This is a genomic window from Burkholderia sp. BCC0506, assembly GCF_902833145.1.
Classification (GTDB): domain Bacteria; phylum Pseudomonadota; class Gammaproteobacteria; order Burkholderiales; family Burkholderiaceae; genus Burkholderia.
The window spans coordinates 1-20,081 of sequence record NZ_CADFEN010000001.1 but is presented as its reverse complement, the minus strand read 5'-3'; the positions used below and the strand labels follow the sequence as shown (position 1 = coordinate 20,081).

Sequence of the window (20,081 nt, the reverse complement as noted above, 5' to 3'; positions counted from 1 at the left end):
AGGGAGAGATTCGAGTTAGACGAGTGCATTCAGCCGATATCGATGCGACCGGAACAGGAACCGATACAGCGGGTGGTTCTCTTGTGTTGGCGTGCAGGCACCCGGCCGAGTCGCACCGATGTCGGTCGGTTGGGCCGGCTCGCCCGAGCATGCGCTTCAACGTGTCGTCGGCAAAAGCGGTCTTACCGACGGAGGGCGAGTCATCGAGTGTGGAAACGGCACGACTCCCTCGGTCCGTTTATTCCCGTTGGAAAATTGTTACGTGACAACTTCAAGTCGGTCTTCTTGACTTTATATACTGAATTGTTGTGTCCCTTCACCGGGGCGAATCTTCGATTCGCGTACCCCGAATAACGGCCTGCCAGCCCGGCTGCCCACCCGCCATTCGACGATCCGCAAGCATCCGGCAAAACGCCTATAATGGTTGGGCAAATTGCCGGAGACAGTCATGAGCACCATCGCTTTTCATCCTTCGGGCGTCGCTCATCCGCGTCAGGCCGAATTCACGATTCTCGAGCAGTTGCTGGCGATTCGCGTCCGCTCGGGCGCCGATCTGGCCGAGCTGGCGAGCGCGCGCGTCGACGTGTCGGTGATCGACCGGCTGTCGGAGCGCGGGCTGAAATCGGATGAGCTGGCCTTCATCATTCCGCGCCGCACGCTGAGTCATCGCCGCCAGGCGCACGAACGCCTGTCGCCGGAGGAGTCGGACAAGGCGATCCGCCTCGCCCGCATCGTCGCGCAGGCGACGGCCACGTTCGGCGACCAGGACAAGGCGATGGCGTGGCTGCGCAACGGGCTTCAGCGCTTCGGCGGCCGCACGTCGCTCGACATGGCGAGCACCGAGCATGGCGCGCGGCTCGTCGAAGAGGCCCTCACGCAGATCGACGAGGGGTACTTCGCTTGACGACGCTGTGGCGGATCAGCAATTACGCCGATCTGAGAGGCGTCGGCGGATTGCGGGCCGGCGGGCGCTGGCATTTCGCCGGGCAGCCCGTCGTGTATCTCGCCGAGCATCCGGCGCTCGCGTTGCTCGAGACGCTCGTTCATTTCGAAATCGCCACCGTCGCGCAATTGCCGAGCGGATACCAGTTGCTGCGTATCGAGGTGCCCGATTCGGTGGATGTCGCCGAAATCGCCGAAGCCGACGCGCCGGCCGACTGGCGAACGAACGTCGACTGGACCCGCAGCGCCGGCACCGAGTGGCTGCACACGCAGCCGAGCGCGCTGCTGCGCGTGCCGAGCGTCGTCGTACCGCACGCCCACAATTTCCTGCTGAATCCGCTGCATCCGGCCGCGTCCGAGATCCGCATCGCGGAAGTGATGCAATCGCCGTACGACACGCGGATTTTGCGGCTGATCCAGTCGAAGCCGGGCGAATAGCAAGCCGGGAAACCCGGTTCGCGCCGGCGGCGCGCGATCAGCGCTCGTGGGCGGCGCGATCCGCGGCCGCATCGGGCGGCAGCGTCTGCCGGATGCGCGTGACCGTTCGCATGCTGGCGAGGCCGAGCATCGCCGTGACGTCGGCATGCGCGTGGCCGGCGAGCAACTGGCGCCGCGCATAGGTATTGCGCAGCACGCGCGGGCTCATGTCCGCAGCGTGAAAGCCGATCGCGTTCAGCGCGTCGCGCACGACGAGCAGCAGGAACATGTCGTTCATGGCGCCGCCGCGCGGCGCGGGAAACAGCAGCGCCGACGGCGGGGCGTCGGTCGAGCGCGCGCGCCATGCGGCGAGCGGTGCCACCGCGAACGTGGCGAGCGCGATCCGGCGTGCCGGCCGCGCGCGATCGCGCGGCACCGACAACACCGGCGGCCGCGCGTCGAGATCGGGCGCGTCGCCTGTCGCCGCGCGAATCTCGGCCGACGTGATGCCGCTCGCGAGCAGCAGCGCGACGATCGCGCGATTCCGGCAGTCGGCCGGCGTGTCGTCCGCTCGAGGCTGCACATGGCGCTGCAGCGCCGCGTCGGCATCGGGCGGCAGGTAGCACGGCTCGGGCTCGCTGTCCGGCCACGCGAAATCGCGCGTCGACCGGCCGCCCGGATGGACCGTGCGCACACCGGCGTCGACCAGATGCCGGCCGAGCCGGTCGATCAGCTTCGCATAACGCACGCGCGTCGACGTGCCGGGCGCGCAGGTACGGTCCAGCTTCGCGAGGAAGGCCGCGACATGGTCGGGCCCGAACGTGGCGAGCGACACGCGCTGCGCGCTCAGGTGGCGCAGGAACCGCTCGAACATCGCGACGTGCTGCACGACCGAACGCGGCGCGAACGGCCGGCGGCCGGCACCGGTCGCAGCGGTTTCCTGCCACGCGCGAAACGCGCCGACGGGATCGTGAATCCAGCGATTCGTGTCCATCCCCGCTTTATAGCCGGACGCGGTGACGCAAGCAATCGTCCGGATGCCCGGTTCGTACGTGACCAAGCCGGCGCATCAGTGCGCGGCCCGCGCGTCGTCGACGCCGTCGTTGTTCATCGTCAGGTACACGAGCACGAGCAGCAGCGTGATGAAGAACCGGAACGCGTCGGGCACGCCGTTCCATTGCTTCGACATCCACATCCCGAACCATTCGCCGCCAACCGACATGAATGCGACCTGCCACGTGAGGAAGCCGAGCGTCAGGCCGGCGACCGCATGGCCCTTGGCCGCGCGGAATTCCGCATCGCCGGCGCGCCGCGCGCGCAGCAGCCGGGCTCCGCCGCTCCAGCACAGCACGGCCGTCAGCGTTTCCATCGAAATGATGCCGATATAGCCGGCGTGATGCACCCACGTCGTGCCGATCGCGCGATACATGATCCCGTTGCCCGGGAAGGTCGTGTCCATCAGGAACACGTGGTGCACGAACGCGAAATTCGTCGCGTAGTCGGTGATGTTGCCGAATGCGACGAGCGACGCGAAAAAGGCCATGGCCAGCACCATGGCTGCCTTGGAAAGACGAATGATCATCATGGACTCCGAAATGAGCGGGCAGGCACGGGCGCGAGCGCGCGGCGACGAGCCGGCGTTCGGAGGCAGGTCCTGCGTAAACGTGTCCGGCGAGGCCGGTCGAATGGCGTGCGCGTGCACGGCGGCGCGGAGATCGGGACTGGAAAACCTGAAGCCGGGGCGGCGTCGAGGAGACGCACGCGCCGGCTGGATCGAGTGCCCGCGCCAGGAGGGAGCGGCGATTGTCGGTCGAAGCGCAGGCGTCGTCAAGCGGCGCGGCGCGCGCGTGCCGCCGCGTTTATGCGTCGCGTGAAGGTGCTGCGGTCGTGCCCGCATGCGCGTGGCCGCGCAGCCGCGGGAGCGCGGCGAACGCCAGTTGCGTCGCGATGGCCGCGAGCGTGCCGGCCGCCATGCCGTTGCCGAGCACGATCTGCACGGGCGCGCCGAAATGGCGATACAGGTTCGGCACCAGGATCGGCGCGAGGCCGATCACGAGTGCGGCCGCGAGCGTGTACTGGTTCGCGCGCGCGTGCAGGTCGACGCTCGCGAGCAGCCGGATGCCCATCACGCCGATCATCGCGAATACGACCAGCGCGGTGCCGCCGACCACGGCGGCCGGAATCGCATAGGCGAGCCGCGCGAGCGGCGCGAACAGCGCGATGACGATCAGGATCGCGCCGGCGGCGGCCGTCACGTAGCGCGAGCGCACGCCGGTCGTCTGCACGACGCCGATGTTCTCGGCGCTCGTCACGATCAGTGGCGTGCCGAACAGCGCACCCGCCAGCGACGCGAGCGCATCCCCGCGTATCGTCTTCGGCACGTCGCGCGGCAGCGAAATCGCCTTGCCGCACGTTTCGCCGACGGCGACCGTCTGCGCGGTGGCCTCGGCCATCGAGATCGCGGTGAAAATCAGCAGCGGCAGCGCAGCCAGCAGGTCGAAACGCGGCATCCCGAACGGCAGCCACACCGGGTGCGTGAAGAGCGGCCCACGCCACACGTCGGCGAGCGCGGGCATCGCGCCGAGCGCCCAGCCGAGCGCCGCGCCGGCCATCAGCCCGATCAGTACCGCGAGGCGCCCGGCCGTGCCGCGGAACGCACCCGCGACCACGACGGTGGCGACGATCGTCGCGAGCGCGAGACCGAGCGCGCGCGGCTGCGCGAAGTCGGCCGAGCCGGGCTGGCCGACGACGATCGTCGCGTAGATCCGGATCAGGTTGATCGACACGAGCAACAGCATCGCGCCGACGACGATGCGCGGAAAGAGCCGCAGGCAGCGCGTGAAAACAGGCAGCAACACCCAGTAGAACGCGCTGGCGAGCAGCGCCGCGCCGGCCGCGGTCGGCAGGCCCGATTGCGCGGCGATACCCGCGAACAGCATCGTCGGTGCGCCGCCGGGCACCATCACGAACGGCATGCGCGCGCCGATCGGGCCGGCGCCGAGCGATTGCAACAGCGTGCCGACGCCGCATGCGAAGAACGTCGCGCCGATGAGCTGGACCGTCAGGTCGGCCGGCAGCGCGAGCACCTTCGCGATCAGGAAGACGGCCGTGATCGGCGACGCGGCCATCGACAGCACGTGCTGCAGCCCGAACAGCGCGAGCTGCCACGCGGGCAGCCGGGCATCGACGGGCGGGGAAATCGGATCGTGCGACACGGCAGGGCCCCTCGGAAACGAACGTCGACGATGGCCGGAAACCGGCGGTGAACGGACGCTCAGGTCCGTAGCCAGGGCAATTGCGCGGCGCTGTAGCGGAACGTCTGAAACACGCTGTTCAACTGACCGGGGCCGGTCTTGCGCGCCGCTTCGTCCGGGTATTCGGCGAACCACGGGATCACGTATTCCCAGACGACCTCGCCGGCCGGCGTCACTTCGAACAGCCGGCCCGTCGACGATTCCGTGATGTGCGTGTTGCCGTTCGGCAAGCGCTGTGCGTTGCCCATGAACGGCGTGTAGAACAGGTTCACGACGTCGTCCGCATACGACCACACGATGCGCTGCGTCGCCGGATCGATTTCCACGACGCGCGAGAACGCGACGTGCGCGCCATGGCGGAAATTGCCGTTGTCGAATGCGAGGATGTTGCCGTTCGGCAGCGGCACCGGCGCATGCTGGTGCGATACGACGTCGGGCCCGATGTGCAGGTCGACACGGCCGGATGTGCGGTTCACGCCGATGATCCCCGATGTCGTGCGCAGGCTCATCAGCACGCGGCCGTTCGCATCGACCGCGAGACCGTTGACGAGCGGCCAGTGATAGCGGCCGAAGCCTGCCGCGATCGGAAAGTCCTCCGGCCGCAGATGGTCGCGTGCGTGCCATTCCCAGACGATCCGGCCGGCACGATCGACTTCGCGGATCACGTCCGCAAACATCACTTCGTCGTCGCCGTGCGCGGTGCCGCCCGGCACGCGCCGCGCGAACGCCGCGTCGACCGGCTCGCACGCGGCGTACAGCAGGTTGCCGTTCGGCAGCCACTGCGCGTCGTGGTGATGCGCGGGGTCCTCGTAGCGCCACACCGTTTCGCCTTGCGGGGTGACCTCGTAGAAGTCGCCGCCGTGCCACATCGACCACGGTGCGTAGCGCGATTCGGAGTGCGGATGATTGCCGTTGTAGCCGAGGTTGCCGTTCGCGAGGATGACCGCATGACGGCCGGGGCGCACGGGCATTTTCCACTGGTGGACGACCTTGCCGTCGATGCCGACGAGATAGACGTTGCCGTCGGCCGTCTGCGGCGCGATGAGCGTATAGCCGCCCGCGGACAACGCGGGATCGTGCGCGATGAGGCCGACGCCGCGGCGGCGCTGGGTAATCTGGTCGACGGTCGTCACTGCGGTCTCCATGCGGATCGGATGCGGGGATGCAGCGCAATCTAGACGATTCGTCCGGTCAACGAAATCGGATTATTCTTGACGGCCTGTTCGGAAAAATCTAACGGACTCTTCATGCGTTCGATATCGCAGACATTCCGCTGTTTCGACGAAGTCGCGCGGCGCGGCTCGATTCGCAAGGCAGCCGAGGCGCTGCACCTGACCGCCGCGGCGGTACACCAGCAGATCCGCAATCCGGAGGAGCAGGTCGGCGTGCCGCTGTTCGACCGGCTGCCGCGCGGCATGCAGCTGACGCTCGCCGGCGAGATCGTGATCGCGGCCGTGCGGCGCGGCCAGCGCGATTTCGACAATGCGCTGACGCAGGTCGAGGACCTGCGCGCGTTGCGGCGCGGGCACGTGAATCTCGCGGTGCCCGCGTCGACGGCGGAAAAGCTCGTGCCCGACGCGATCCTCGCCGCGATGCAGCGCTATCCGGGCGTCACGTACAGCGTGCGTTCGGGCAACGGCGAGAGCATCGTGCGCTGGGTCGAGACGGGCGAGGTCGACATCGGTTATGCGCTGCGTCGGCGCACCGCGGCGAGCGTCGTCGAGGTACGCGCGTTCGCGCAGCCGCTCGGTGTCGTCACGGCGCCCGGCCATCCGCTGGCATCGACGGGCGGCAAGGTGCGGATGCGCGACTGCTTCGCGCATCCGCTGATCCTGATGACGCCCGACACGGAGCTGCGCGCGATGTTCGACCAGATCGACGCGCGGCAGCCGCGCAGCGTGCGGCCCCTGGTCGAAACCGGTTCGGTGTCGATGGTGCGGCGTCTTGTGGCCGAAGGCGCCGGCGTCGGCTTCCTGATCGCGGAAAACGTCGCGGACGACGTGGCCGCCGGCCGGCTCGCCTGGACGCCGCTCGCCGATGCGGGGGCGCGCTCGTTCAGTTGCATCTACCAGCGCTCGGACATGAGCGCGACGGTCGCGATGACGATGTTTCTCGCGTTCTTTTCCGACGCGATCGACGCGATGGAGCACGGTTTCGCTCGCGGCGGCCGGGCGACCGGCACGCGTCGCCGGGCGCACAGGTAACGACGTCGCGACGCGCGCCGCATGGGCGCATCGGAATGCGCTGCAATGCAGCAGACAAACCCGCATGCCGGGTCGGCGACGTCGCAGTGGACGTCCGGCTGCATGACGTCATTTCCTTGTTGCGGAAAAAATTTTGTTCATGGGACTATCGAGCGCGTTGTCCGTACACCGAGGGGGTTGCGGGCGGATGTCCATCGCAACGATCGCAACGATCGACAAGAACATCGGCAGACAATGAACAGAACAGCGATTTTTCCGTATGCGTCCGCGTTGCTCGCGGCTGCCCTGTTGACCGCCTGCGGCGGCGACGTCGAGAACGAAGCGGGCCGCACGACCGCACCTTCCGCCGATACGAGCTGTCTCGCCGTCGACAACAGCGGCGCGACCGTCGTGGTGGGCTCGAACCAGCCGGGCGACCCGTCGCTGCCGGAGGCGTCGTCGGGCTATCGCACCGGGATGAAGCCCGTCTATGCGAAAACGTACCTGGTGGCCACATCGAACGCGTACGCGAGCGCGGCCGGTTGCGCGGCGCTGAAGAAGGGCGGCACGGCGGCCGACGCGGCGGTCGCCGTGCAGGCCGTGCTGGGCCTGACGGTGCCGGAGGCGACCGGCCTCGGGTCGGGCGGCGTGCTGCTCTACTACGATGCGCGCGGCAAGACGCTGCAGGCGTACGACGGCCGCGAAACCGCGCCGGCCGCCGCAACCGAGAACTATCTGCGTTATGTCGATGACGCCACCGATCATTCGGCGCCGCTGCCGAACGCGCGCGCGAGCGGCCGCTCGATCGGCACGATCGGCGTGCCGCGGCTCATCGAGGCGCTGCAACAGGATCATGGCCGCTTGCCGTGGCAGAGCCTGTTCGGCGACGCGATCACGCTCGCGACCAACGGTTTCCCGATCGGCGGCCGGCTGGCCGACGCGATCGCGGCGAACGCCGCGAACCTGAAGCGCGACCCCGAAGCCGCCGCGTATTTCCTGAACGCCGACGGTTCGCCGAAGACGCTCGGCACCGTCCTGAAGAATCCGGCCTACGCGCGCACGCTGTCGCTGATGGCGCAGTCGGGTGCGAATGCGCTGTACACGGGGCAGATCGCGCAGGACATCGTCGCGAAGATCGCGGCGACGAAGGGCGCGGACGGCTCGACGCTCACGCCGGGCAAGACGACCGTCGCCGATCTCGCCGCGTATCAGGCGAAGCGCCGCGAACCGGTGTGCACGACCTATCGCAGCTACTGGGTCTGCGGGATGCCGCCGCCGTCGTCGGGCGGCATCGCGGTCGCCTCGGCGCTCGGCATGCTCGAGAACTTCGACCTGAAGTCGCTGAAGCCGACGGCGATCGATCTCGAAGGCGGCAAGCCGACCGTCGCAGGCGTCCACCTCATTACCGAGGCCGAACGGCTCGCGTATGCCGACCGCGACAAGTACGTGGCCGATACCGATTTCGTGCCGCTGCCGGGCGGCACGTGGGACACGCTGCTGAACAAGCCGTACCTCAAATCGCGTGCGGCGCTGATCGACACGACCAAAAGCATGGGCACCGCGCAGCCCGGCAATCTCGGCGCGGTGCCGCTCGGCGTCGACACGACGCTGATCGAGCACGGCACGAACCAGTTCACGATCGTGGACGGCGACGGCAACGTGCTGAGCGCGACGACGACGGTCGAGTCGAGCATGGGCTCGTTCCACATGACCAACGGCTTCCTGCTGAACAACCAGCTGACCGACTTCTCCGCGAACCCGCTCGATACGTCGGGCAATCCGGTGGCCAACCGCCTGCAGCCGGGCAAGCGGCCGCGCAGCTCGATGGCGCCGACGATCGTGTTCGCGCGGGCCGCCGACGGCTCGCGCGGCGACTTCGTGATGGCGACCGGTTCGCCGGGCGGCGGCACGATTCCGCAATACGTGGTCAAGACGCTGGTCGGTGCGCTCGACTGGGGGCTCGACGCGCAGCAGTCGGCCGGGCTCGTCGATTTCGGCGCGAGCAACAGCCCGACCACCACGATCGGCGGCGAGCATCCGAACGTCAACACGGCGAACAACGGCGCGAACGATCCGCTGATCACGGGGCTCCTCGCGCTCGGGCACAAGGTGTCGACGTCCGCGCAGGCGAGCGGCGTCAACACGGTGATGCGCGTGACGGTCGGCCAGTCGCCGGCGTTGCAGGGCGGCACCGATCCGCGTCGCGAAGGCGTCGTGCTCGGCGATACGTTCCGGCCGTAACGGGCAGCGCGCACACGGCCCCGGTTCGCTTGTTGGCGACCGGGGCCGTGCTTCGTGACGACGCTGCATCGACGGCCGGGCAATACCCCATCCTTCGGGATGCCGATAAAATCAGCCGGCCTGTCAGCCGGCCGTCTCGTTTGTCGGCTTTCCCCGCTGCATGACGATCGAGCGCATCGCCGGCACGAAGCAGCCGGCCACCCCGGCTCACGCCTGTCCGTTGTCAAATACAGCGCTTCTTCCGTCGCAAGCCCCCGATTGTCAAACAGTGTGAGTCAATCGTCAGCATTTGCAACGGAAGTAACAGTCCCTGCAATTCGACCGTTTTGCGCGCCGGCGCCGCTACATTAGCTCCACCTGCCGCATGTCGCGGTGAGGCATGCGACCAGCCGCACGAACGCGGCCCGCAGCAACAACGTCTTTGGGGAGAATGACCATGAACAAGATTCGTACGATTCTGCTGGGTGCCGCTCTGACGGCGATGGCGACGTCGGCTGCATTTGCGCAGACGGCCCAGACCGGTGCGCAGGGTTCCGCAGGTGTCGGCGCCCAGGTCCAGACGCCGCTGCTCGGCGGCGGCGTGGGCCTGCAGGCTGGCGCCGGAGCGAATGCGGCAGGCTCGGGTGCGGGCGCAGGCAATGTCGTCGGCGGCGCGCTGAACGGCGTCGGCAAGACGGTCGGCGGCGTCGGCTCGGCAGCCGGCAATGCGGTCGGCGGCGCGACGCAGGCAGTCGGTTCGGCAGCGGGCACGGCGAAGGATGCGGCGGCATCGGCCGTCCACTCGACGAAGTCGCACGTGAAGCACGTCGCGAGCTCGACGAAGAGCCATGCACAGGGCGCGGTGTCGACCGCGGGCGACGTCGCGGGCGGCGCGAAGGCGAAGGCCGGCGAAGCGCTCGAAGGCGCGACGAACGCGGTGCAGGGCGGCGCATCGGTCGGCGTGAAGGGTTCGGCGTCGGCGCAAGGCGGCGCGCTGTAACAAGCAGCACGCATTCCGCCACGGCCCGGCCCGCTTCGATGCGGGCCGGGCCTTTTTTATTGGCGCGCGGTCCTGCCCGTTGCCGGCGCGTCATGCTTGAACGGCAGGGTTCCCGACAGCTATGTCGCGAACGCGAAGTACGGCGATGTTGCGAACGTGGGCGTGATCGGCGCCTCGCGTGCGTCGCGACGCGTGCGAGGCGATCCCGTTTGTTTCCGCGCTGCCCGGTCAACGCGTTCCTGGCGCCGTTTCACTCCAAACCGGATCGGAAAGCAGCCGTATTCAGCCCTGTCACGCGATTGCCCAGCCATCGTTTCGTGGGCGCCCCGTTCTTCGGGCGCGGTTTCGCCGTCACACGCGCGTGCTGCGGCACAATGTCGGTTCGCATCGGTATCGCGGGCTCCCCCGCCATCCGGGCCGACGGAGAACGCATGTCGTTACCCGTTTTCAGGTACCATCCCGACCCGCTCGCAACGGGCAGCGCGTCCGACTCGGCGCATGTCGCGTGTGCCGCGGCAAGCCCTGTGGCTACCGGGACGATGCTTGACCGCACGGGGCCCGTGCGAGCGGCGTCGTCCTTCGCCATGAAACAGAGGAACCTTCGTGAAGTTCATCCATGCGGCAGACATTCACCTTGACAGTCCGTTGCACGGCCTGAGCGCGTATCCCGACGCGCCGGCCGCGCAGTTGCGCAACGCGTCGCGCGAGGCGCTGCGGCAACTCGTGGATCGTGCGATCGAAGAGGAAGTCGCGTTCCTCGTGATCGCGGGCGACCTGTACGACGGCGACTGGAAGGATCACAACACCGGCATCTTCTTCGGCCAGCAGATGGGCCGCCTGCGCAAGGCCGGCATCCGCGCGTTCGTCCTCGGCGGCAATCACGATGCCGAAAGCGAGATGACGAAAAAGCTGACGCTGCCCGACAACGTCACCGTGTTCGGCCACCGCAAGCCGGAAACCTTCACGCTGCCGGAATTCGCCGTCGCGCTGCACGGGCAGAGCTTCAAGGACAAGGCCGTCGTCGACAATCTCGCGATCGGCTATCCGGACCCGGTGCCCGGGTACTACAACATCGGCGTGCTGCACACGGCGCTCGAAGGGTATGCGGCGCATGCGAACTATGCGCCGTGCACGCTGGCCGAACTGCACGCGAAAGGCTACGACTACTGGGCGCTTGGCCACGTGCACGAATTCCAGCAATGGACCGGCCCGTCCACCGTCGTGTTTCCGGGCAACCTGCAGGGGCGCCATATCCGCGAGACGGGCAGGCGCGGCGCGGTGCTCGTGACGGTCGAACAAGGCAGGACGCAGGTCGAACGCCTGTATCTCGACGTGCTGCGCTGGGAAGCCGTGTCGGTCGATGCGTCCGATTGCGTGTCGGTGGCCGACCTGTCGAGAAAGATCGGCCAGTCGCTGGAGGCGCTGTTGACCGTCGACGGTCACGTGCCGCGCGCGGTGCGCGTCACGGTCACCGGGCGCACACCCGCGCACGGCCTCTTTTTCGGCCGCGCGCCGCAGTTGCGTGCGGAGGTGCTGAACCAGATCGGCATCATCGGCAACGAGCGGCTGTGGCTCGAGAAGGTCCGGCTCGCGACGTCCGCTGCCGATCATCAGCCGGGCGAGAGCGAGCAACTTGAAGCGCTGGAGGACCTGAAGCAGATCCTGGCCGATGCCGCGCACGATCCGGATTTCCTCGCGCTGCTCGAGCGCGACCTGAAGCCGTTCGTCGGCAAGGTCCGCAGCGACGTGAAGGAGGACGTGCCGCTGCTGACGATGGCGCGCGCCGGCGAGCTGACGGCGCTGGTCGAGCAGGTCGGGCCCGCGTTGCTCGCGCGGCTGGCGAGGGGGGAGTAAGCGATGCGCATCCGCCAGCTCGAACTGATCAAGTACGGCAAGTTTACCGACGAGACGCTGCGGTTCCCGTCGGCCGGCGAGGATTTCCATGTGATCGTCGGGCCGAACGAGGCCGGCAAGTCGACCGTCCGCACGGCCGTGTCCGAGTTGCTGTTCGGGATGAAGTTGCAGACGCCGCTCGATTTCCTGCACAGCACGCCCGAGTTGCGGATAGGCGGCGTGCTGGAGAGCGGCACGGGCGAGCTCGTGTTCCACCGCGCGCGCGGGCGCAGCTCGTTGCGCACGCCCGCCGACGACAAGCTGCCCGACGACTATCTGGCGGCGATCCTCGACGGCGCGACGCGCGAGTTCTTCGAGCAGATGTTCGGGCTCGATCACGGGCGGCTGGTCGATGGCGGCCGCAGCATCCTCGACGCGTCGGACAAACTCGGCCAGGTGCTGTTCGAATCGGCCGCCGGCGTCGGCAGCCTCGGGCCGGTGCGCGAGGAGCTCGACGCGCGCGCGCTCGAATTGTGGGCGCCGCGTCGCAGCGGCAGCGCGTTTGCGCTGGCCGAAACGGCGTTCAACGAAGCCGTGGCCGAACTGAAGGCGGTCCAGGTGCGCACGCGCGACTGGGTCGATCGCAAGGAGGCGCGCGAAGCGATCGAGCAGCAGATCGAGCAGGCACGCGCGGAACAGCGCAGGCTCGACGCGCTGCGCTCGAAGCTCGAACGCGTGCGGCGGCTCGCGCCGTACCTGAAGGAGCTGACGGTCAAGGAAGCGGCGCTGGCCGAGCTGGGCGCGGTCGTCGAATTGCCGCCGACTGCCTATGCGGATCTGCTGAAGGCGCAGGGCGATCTCGCGGCCGAGCAGAAGGTGCTCGAAGAGCGGCGCGCCGACCTGCTCGCGAAGCGGCAGGCGCGCGATGCGATCGCCGCGGACGCCGACACGCTGGCGCTCGAAGCCGATATCGAAGCGCTCGATCGGCTGCGCGGCGCATGCATGAATCACGCGCAGGATCTGCTGTTGCTCGGCGCGGACGTCGAGCGGCACCTGTCCGCCGCGTCGGCGGCAGCAGCCCAGCTCGGCTGGCCGACGGACGAAGCGTCGCTGCGCGCCGCGTTGCCGACGGCGCTGTCGCTGAAGACCGTCGCGAACCTGTTGCGCGAGCACGGCGCGCTGCACCAGGCGCTCGCCGGCGCGCGCGAATCGCTCGACGAACGCACGCGCGAACGGGCGCAGGTCCGCGAACAACAGGCGCGCCTGTCGACCGTCGACGTGCCCGAAGCATTGCGCGCGGCGCTGGCCGATGCACAGGGCTTTCGCAACAGCGGCCCGCGTGAGCAGGCGCTCGCGCAAGAAATCGCGGCTGCCGAACGCACGCTGTCCGGCGCGCTCGATGCGCTCGGCCAGTGGCGCATGCCGGTCGACGCGCTGCGCGCGCTCGACGTGCCGTCGGCGGCGCGGCTCGGCGCGCTGCTCAAGGAAGACGGCGAACACGCGAGCGCGGCGGCTGCCGCGCGCGACGCGCGGGATGGCGCACTCGAAGAGTTCGAACGGCTCGAACTGCAGGAGAAGCATTTCGCGGAGAACCACAAGGTCGTCACGACCGCCGACGTGCTGGCGGCGCGTGCGCGTCGCGACGGCGCGTGGGGCGATATCCGCAGCGGCGCCGTCGATCTCGCCACGGGCGCACCGGCGCTCGACGACGCGATTCGCCTCGCCGACGAACTCGTCGATGCGCAACTCGGCGCGACCCAGGCCGCGGCGACGCTGCAATCGCTGCGTCAACAGGTCGAAATCGCGCGTGCGGGCGTGGCGCGCCGGCAGGCCGTGCTGAACGAACGCGAGCGCGAGCTCGCCGCGCATCGCGACGCCTGGGCCGCGCTCGCGACGGCCGCCGGGGTGCCCGGCATGCCGCTGGCGGCGATGGGCGACTGGCTCGCGAAGCGCGACATGGTGTTCGCCGCGCAGGCCGATCTCGATCGTCAGCGCCGCGAATTCGACGCGATCCGGGCTGCCCGGGCCGGTGCCGAAGCCGCGCTGCGCGCGGCGCTGCTGACCGTATCGCGAGGCGGCGAGTCGGACGGGCTGGCCGCGCTCGTCGCCGCTGCCGAGACGTTCGTCCAGTCGGCCGAGAAAGCGGCCGCGCGGAAGGACAGCCTCGACGATCGTGCGCGGGAAGCCGAACGCGGATGCGCGAGCGCACAGTCGCGGGTCGACCACGCGCAGACGGCTTACGACGCGTGGCAAGCGCAATGGCGCGACGCGCTGGCCGACGCGAAACTGTCCGCGTGCGCGACGACGCTGGCCGCGGCCGAAGGTGCGCTCGGGCTTGCGAATACGGTGACGGCCGAGCTGGCCGATGCCGACGCGCCGCGCAACCGGATCGCCGCGATCCGCGCCGAGCTGGCCGCGCTCGAGGCCGGCGCGCGGCGGCTCGCCGAAGCGCTCGCGCCGGAATGGCTGGCGAGCGGCGACTGGCCGGACGTGGCGCGCCGGCTGACGATGCGCCTCGCGGCCGCGAGGGAAATCGCGCGTGCGATCGAGCGTGCCGACGAGGCCGTGCGGCAGGCCGACGCCAAGGTGGCGGACGCGGCTGCCGCGGTGGCCGGCGCCGATGCGCGCATTCAGCCGCTGTTGCAACTGGCCGGCGTCGCGTCGATCGACGCGGCGCTGCCGCTGGCCGAGCGTTCGGATCGCCATCGCCAGCTTCGGCAGGCGGTCGACGCCGCGCACGAAGCGCTGGTGCGCGACGGCGACGGGCTGTCCCGGTCGGCCGTCGAGGCCGAGGTGGCGGAGCAGGACATTGCCGACGTGCCGGCGCATCTGGAAGCGGTGAAGCAGTCGCTGGGCGATATCGGCAAGCGGCTGAACGAGCTGTCGCAGCAGCAGGTCGTGGCGGACCAGGCATTCGGCGCGATCGACGGCCAGGCGAACGCGGCCGTCGCCGAGTCGAAGCGGCAGGAGGCGCTGGCGGCGATGGGCGACGCGGCCGAACAATATCTGGAGGCGGCCACGGCGAGCCGCTTGCTGAAGTGGGCGACGGATCGCTATCGCGACCAGAAGCAGGGGCCGATGCTCCGGCGCGCGGGCGAGATCTTCGCCGGGCTCACGCTGGGCGAATTCGCGAAGCTGACCGTCGATACCGAACGGACGCCGCCCGCGCTGTATGCGCGGCGCACGAGGGGCGCGTCGGTCGAGGTCGCCGGGCTGAGCGAAGGGACGCGCGATCAGCTGTTCCTCGCGCTGCGGATCGCGGCGCTGGAGTTGCAGCTCGGCAGTCGCACGGCGCTGCCGTTCGTCGCGGACGACCTGTTCATCAATTTCGACGATGCGCGTGCGAAGGCGGGGCTCGACGCGCTGCGCGATCTGTCGACGCGTACCCAGGTGCTGTTCCTGACGCACCACGACCACCTGCTGCCGCTCGTGCGGGACGTATTCGGCGCACGGGTCAACGTGGTCGAGTTGCAGCGCGCGCCGGCCGGCGCGTGATGCGGGGTACGCCGGGATACCGGCGCACGGGAAGGGTCATCGCATGCAGGTAGTATGAGCGGTTCCGAAACGCATGCGGCCGGTTCAATGGCCGCGGGTCTGGCCACACGAGGGGTAAATATGAAGAAGCTGGTAGCCGCGATTGCGTTCGCGGCGGACAAGCATCGCAATCAGCGGCGCAAGGACGAAGAGGCGTCGCCCTACATCAATCATCCGATCGCGCTCGCCGACGTGCTGGCCAACGAGGCCGGCGTCGAGGACGAACGCGTGATCGTCGCGGCCGTGCTGCACGACACGGTCGAGGATACGGAGACGACCGAGCAGGAGTTGCTCCGGCTGTTCGGCAAGGACGTGGCGGACATCGTGATGGAAGTCACCGACGACAAGTCGCTGCCGAAGGACGAACGCAAGCGTCTGCAGGTCGAGCACGCGGCCACCATCAGCCGGCGCGCGAAGCTCGTGAAGCTGGCCGACAAGATCTGCAATCTGCGCGACATTGCCCGTCATCCGCCCGCGGACTGGCCGCTCGAACGCAAGCAGGCGTACTTCGACTGGGCGAAGTCGGTCGTCGACCCGATGCGCGGCGTCCATCCCGGTCTCGAGGCGATTTTCGATGCCGCGTACGCCGCGCGACCGGCGGACTGAGGCACGCGCATGCGCTCCGCCCCATCCGCCGCACGCCAACCGGCAGCCGTCGCGGGTGTCGACGTCGGCGGCGACAGGAAGCTGTGCGATCTCGTGATCCTGCGCGGCTCGACGGTCGTCTGCCGGGAAGCGCGAATCGCGCCCGAGTCGCTGCCTTCACTGTGTCTCGCCCATGATGTCGTCGCCGTCGGCGTCGACGCGCCGAGCCTGTGGTGGACGGGGAGCGGCCGCCGCGCGGCCGAGCAGGCGCTCGCGCGCGAACGGATCTCGTGCTTTCCCACGCCGTCGCGGGAGCAGGCCGTCGCGAGCACGTCGGGCTTCTTCGACTGGATGTTCATGGGAGAGCGCGTCTACCGCGCGCTCGCGGACGCTTATCCGTTGCTGACCGACGCGCGCTATGCGGGCGGGCGTGCGAGCTTCGAAACCTATCCTTATGCGATTACCTGCGCGATGCTGGGCAAGGCCGTGGCGTCGGCGAAGCAGAAGCGCCGCCAGCGCCGGCAACTGCTGGAGCGGCTGGGAATCGACGTATCGACGCTGCGCTCCGTCGATGCGCGGGACGCAACCCTGTGCGCATTGACGGCGCAATACGTGATCGACGGGTGCGCGCATGCGTACGGCGATGCGGCGGGCGGATATATCCGCGTGCCGATGATGAGCGAGACGATCGTGCTGGATTTGCCGTCGTAGCCAGGTGCGGTTCCGCGCGGGATGGTGGTCCCAGGGTGACCGCTGCGTGCAAGGAGGCGGTGGCCGGCTCGGCGACGCAGAGGGCAGCTAATGGCGGTTGGCGGGCTCGGCGTGAGGCCGGTGCACCGCCCGATGCCGGGTTGAGGCTGTTCAATCCTCGAGGATGGATTTCGGCACGCTGGACAGGTCGCAGGCTTGTGCCTGCTCGAAGTAGCTGTCCGCATCGTCGATCATTACGACTGCGACGTCGATCAGTTCGTCCAGCCGTTGCAGCAGCGATTCCCGCCACTCGATGTCTTCGTCGCGCTCGGGCGTCTTGTCCAGTTGCTCGATGATCGAGTCGGCCGTCTGCAGGAATGGAATCGCCTGCTGATAGTTTTCGATCGAGACCAGCGCCGCATTGCGTGCGCCGACGAGCCGCTCGCGATGCGCGTCCGCGAGTTCGGATTCACCGCTGATGCGTGGCAGCATATCCGAGATGCGTTGCAGAAGCGGCGGGACCTGTTCTTCCAGCAGGATCGCGCGTTCGCGCAGTGCGGCATATTCGTCGCGAAGGTCGGTGTCGCCGGGTTGAGTCGTGCTGTCCATCATCGATATGAGTGCGAGGTTCGGTCGCGGCATGATACTCGACCGCGCCTGGGTCCTTGCCCGTTCCGCGTCCCTCCATACAGGAAGAAGGGGACGTGTTCGTCATATTCCTCGACGGCGGCGCGCGTTGCGCTTCACGGCTCGTCGCGCCCAAAGCCTCCGTGCGCACGCACGGAGGCTTTTTCAAACTTTCTTCACAAAGCGCTTGCACGGATGGGGGCAGGTGCTTAGAATCACGCCTCTTTCGCGCTAACGGAAACGCAGCGCGGGGGGAAGGGAAGTGGTGCTGTCGGGTTCGGGGGTAGCGAGCCTCTGCGGTGCGGAAGTTGAGCCCCGCAGTCGCAACGAAGTCGTTCAGAAAGTTGTTGACGAGCTGCGAAACACGGTTCATAATCTCGCTTCTCTGCTGCTGAAAACGCAGCGCTGCCGAGGGGTTCAGATCCCTCGCAGACATGCTCTTTAAAAATTAACAGCCGATAAGTGTGGGCGCTTGATGACAGCGAGCTGATCCTCGGATCAGATAGCAAAAGTATCAAGAGTCTCACACTAAAGTAAGTCAGGTTTATGAAGTGATTCATATTCCTGTCAGCTTTGAGTGAGCGACCGGTTCTTAACCGAACCGAAAACAGTAACAGGTTTGAACTGAAGAGTTTGATCCTGGCTCAGATTGAACGCTGGCGGCATGCCTTACACATGCAAGTCGAACGGCAGCACGGGTGCTTGCACCTGGTGGCGAGTGGCGAACGGGTGAGTAATACATCGGAACATGTCCTGTAGTGGGGGATAGCCCGGCGAAAGCCGGATTAATACCGCATACGATCNCGGAAGTTGAGCCCCGCAGTCGCAACGAAGTCGTTCAGAAAGTTGTTGACGCGCTGCGAAACACGGTTCATAATCTCGTTTCTCTGCTGCTGAAAACGCAGCACTGCTGAGAAACACGGAGTTTCTCGCAGAATTGCTCTTTAAAAATTAACAGCCGATAAGTGTGGGCGCTTGATGACAGCGAGCTGATCCTCGGATCAGATAGCAAAAGTATCAAGAGTCTCACACTAAAGTAAGTCAGGTTTATGAAGTGATTCATATTCCTGTCAGCTTTGAGTGAGCGACCGGTTCTTAACCGAACCGAAAACAGTAACAGGTTTGAACTGAAGAGTTTGATCCTGGCTCAGATTGAACGCTGGCGGCATGCCTTACACATGCAAGTCGAACGGCAGCACGGGTGCTTGCACCTGGTGGCGAGTGGCGAACGGGTGAGTAATACATCGGAACATGTCCTGTAGTGGGGGATAGCCCGGCGAAAGCCGGATTAATACCGCATACGATCCAGGATGAAAGCGGGGGACCTTCGGGCCTCGCGCTATAGGGTTGGCCGATGGCTGATTAGCTAGTTGGTGGGGTAAAGGCCTACCAAGGCGACGATCAGTAGCTGGTCTGAGAGGACGACCAGCCACACTGGGACTGAGACACGGCCCAGACTCCTACGGGAGGCAGCAGTGGGGAATTTTGGACAATGGGCGAAAGCCTGATCCAGCAATGCCGCGTGTGTGAAGAAGGCCTTCGGGTTGTAAAGCACTTTTGTCCGGAAAGAAATCCTTGGCTCTAATACAGTCGGGGGATGACGGTACCGGAAGAATAAGCACCGGCTAACTACGTGCCAGCAGCCGCGGTAATACGTAGGGTGCAAGCGTTAATCGGAATTACTGGGCGTAAAGCGTGCGCAGGCGGTTTGCTAAGACCGATGTGAAATCCCCGGGCTCAACCTGGGAACTGCATTGGTGACTGGCAGGCTAGAGTATGGCAGAGGGGGGTAGAATTCCACGTGTAGCAGTGAAATGCGTAGAGATGTGGAGGAATACCGATGGCGAAGGCAGCCCCCTGGGCCAATACTGACGCTCATGCACGAAAGCGTGGGGAGCAAACAGGATTAGATACCCTGGTAGTCCACGCCCTAAACGATGTCAACTAGTTGTTGGGGATTCATTTCCTTAGTAACGTAGCTAACGCGTGAAGTTGACCGCCTGGGGAGTACGGTCGCAAGATTAAAACTCAAAGGAATTGACGGGGACCCGCACAAGCGGTGGATGATGTGGATTAATTCGATGCAACGCGAAAAACCTTACCTACCCTTGACATGGTCGGAATCCTGCTGAGAGGTGGGAGTGCTCGAAAGAGAACCGGCGCACAGGTGCTGCATGGCTGTCGTCAGCTCGTGTCGTGAGATGTTGGGTTAAGTCCCGCAACGAGCGCAACCCTTGTCCTTAGTTGCTACGCAAGAGCACTCTAAGGAGACTGCCGGTGACAAACCGGAGGAAGGTGGGGATGACGTCAAGTCCTCATGGCCCTTATGGGTAGGGCTTCACACGTCATACAATGGTCGGAACAGAGGGTTGCCAACCCGCGAGGGGGAGCTAATCCCAGAAAACCGATCGTAGTCCGGATTGCACTCTGCAACTCGAGTGCATGAAGCTGGAATCGCTAGTAATCGCGGATCAGCATGCCGCGGTGAATACGTTCCCGGGTCTTGTACACACCGCCCGTCACACCATGGGAGTGGGTTTTACCAGAAGTGGCTAGTCTAACCGCAAGGAGGACGGTCACCACGGTAGGATTCATGACTGGGGTGAAGTCGTAACAAGGTAGCCGTATCGGAAGGTGCGGCTGGATCACCTCCTTTCCAGAGCTATCTCGCGAAGTTGAGCGCTCACGCTTATCGGCTGTAAATTAAAGACAGACTCAGGGGTCTGTAGCTCAGTCGGTTAGAGCACCGTCTTGATAAGGCGGGGGTCGTTGGTTCGAATCCAACCAGACCCACCA

Annotated in this window: 14 protein-coding genes, 1 tRNA gene and 1 rRNA gene; 11 read left to right on the top strand and 5 right to left on the bottom strand. The window is 66.7% G+C overall.

Annotation, left to right across the window (positions count from 1 at the left end):
* Positions 1-448 precede the first annotated feature (448 nt).
* Complete coding sequence (locus HWX62_RS00080) at positions 449-904, top strand: antitoxin Xre/MbcA/ParS toxin-binding domain-containing protein (RefSeq protein ID WP_006480981.1); 456 nt, start codon at positions 449-451, stop codon at positions 902-904.
* Positions 901-1,380, top strand: a complete 480-nt coding sequence (locus tag HWX62_RS00075) for an RES family NAD+ phosphorylase (protein WP_175931240.1) — start codon at positions 901-903, stop codon at positions 1,378-1,380. The genes HWX62_RS00080 and HWX62_RS00075 overlap by 4 nt, the downstream gene beginning before the upstream one ends.
* A 37-nt stretch (positions 1,381-1,417) precedes the next feature.
* Here HWX62_RS00075 and HWX62_RS00070 read toward each other — a convergent pair whose 3' ends face one another.
* The 4 genes from HWX62_RS00070 to HWX62_RS00055 all read right to left on the bottom strand — a co-directional run bounded on the left by HWX62_RS00070 (position 1,418) and on the right by HWX62_RS00055 (position 5,758).
* Positions 1,418-2,353, bottom strand: coding sequence for a tyrosine-type recombinase/integrase (locus tag HWX62_RS00070; RefSeq protein ID WP_175931239.1), 936 nt, complete (start codon positions 2,351-2,353; stop codon positions 1,418-1,420).
* Positions 2,354-2,428: 75 nt separating this feature from the next.
* On the bottom strand, positions 2,429-2,941 hold the full coding sequence (locus HWX62_RS00065) for a DUF2165 domain-containing protein (protein ID WP_175931238.1): 513 nt from the start codon (positions 2,939-2,941) through the stop codon (positions 2,429-2,431).
* Between the two features lie 277 nt (positions 2,942-3,218).
* A complete protein-coding gene (locus HWX62_RS00060; protein WP_175931237.1) occupies positions 3,219-4,574 on the bottom strand; it encodes a uracil-xanthine permease family protein in 1,356 nt (451 codons plus the stop codon).
* Positions 4,575-4,633: 59 nt separating this feature from the next.
* Entirely contained in the window at positions 4,634-5,758 is a 1,125-nt protein-coding gene (locus HWX62_RS00055; RefSeq protein ID WP_175931236.1) for an aryl-sulfate sulfotransferase, read from the bottom strand.
* Positions 5,759-5,860: 102 nt separating this feature from the next.
* Between HWX62_RS00055 and HWX62_RS00050 the strand changes: the two genes are divergently transcribed.
* The 7 genes from HWX62_RS00050 (at position 5,861) to HWX62_RS00020 (ending at position 16,679) form a co-directional block, all read left to right on the top strand.
* Complete coding sequence (locus HWX62_RS00050; RefSeq protein WP_175931235.1) at positions 5,861-6,817, top strand: LysR family transcriptional regulator; 957 nt, start codon at positions 5,861-5,863, stop codon at positions 6,815-6,817.
* Between the two features lie 234 nt (positions 6,818-7,051).
* Complete coding sequence (locus HWX62_RS00045) at positions 7,052-9,037, top strand: gamma-glutamyltransferase family protein (protein WP_175931234.1); 1,986 nt, start codon at positions 7,052-7,054, stop codon at positions 9,035-9,037.
* A gap of 436 nt (positions 9,038-9,473) precedes the next feature.
* Positions 9,474-10,016 (top strand): hypothetical protein, encoded by a 543-nt coding sequence (locus HWX62_RS00040; protein WP_175931233.1) that lies wholly within the window; start codon positions 9,474-9,476, stop codon positions 10,014-10,016.
* A 603-nt stretch (positions 10,017-10,619) separates the two neighbouring features.
* Positions 10,620-11,870 (top strand): DNA repair exonuclease, encoded by a 1,251-nt coding sequence (locus HWX62_RS00035; protein WP_175931232.1) that lies wholly within the window; start codon positions 10,620-10,622, stop codon positions 11,868-11,870.
* Positions 11,871-11,873: 3 nt separating this feature from the next.
* Positions 11,874-15,344: a YhaN family protein gene (locus HWX62_RS00030; RefSeq protein ID WP_175931231.1), complete on the top strand. Its 3,471-nt coding sequence runs from the start codon at positions 11,874-11,876 to the stop codon at positions 15,342-15,344.
* Between the two features lie 120 nt (positions 15,345-15,464).
* Positions 15,465-15,989: an HD domain-containing protein gene (locus HWX62_RS00025; protein ID WP_175931230.1), complete on the top strand. Its 525-nt coding sequence runs from the start codon at positions 15,465-15,467 to the stop codon at positions 15,987-15,989.
* Between the two features lie 9 nt (positions 15,990-15,998).
* On the top strand, positions 15,999-16,679 hold the full coding sequence (locus HWX62_RS00020; protein WP_175931229.1) for a DUF429 domain-containing protein: 681 nt from the start codon (positions 15,999-16,001) through the stop codon (positions 16,677-16,679).
* 150 nt (positions 16,680-16,829) lie between these two features.
* On the opposite strand, the gene HWX62_RS00015 is transcribed toward HWX62_RS00020, so the two are convergent.
* Entirely contained in the window at positions 16,830-17,267 is a 438-nt protein-coding gene (locus tag HWX62_RS00015) for an ATPase (protein WP_244135950.1), read from the bottom strand.
* 1,142 nt (positions 17,268-18,409) lie between these two features.
* Here HWX62_RS00015 and HWX62_RS00010 point away from each other — a divergent pair.
* Positions 18,410-19,941, top strand: a 16S ribosomal RNA gene (locus tag HWX62_RS00010).
* Between the two features lie 63 nt (positions 19,942-20,004).
* Positions 20,005-20,081, top strand: a tRNA-Ile gene (locus HWX62_RS00005).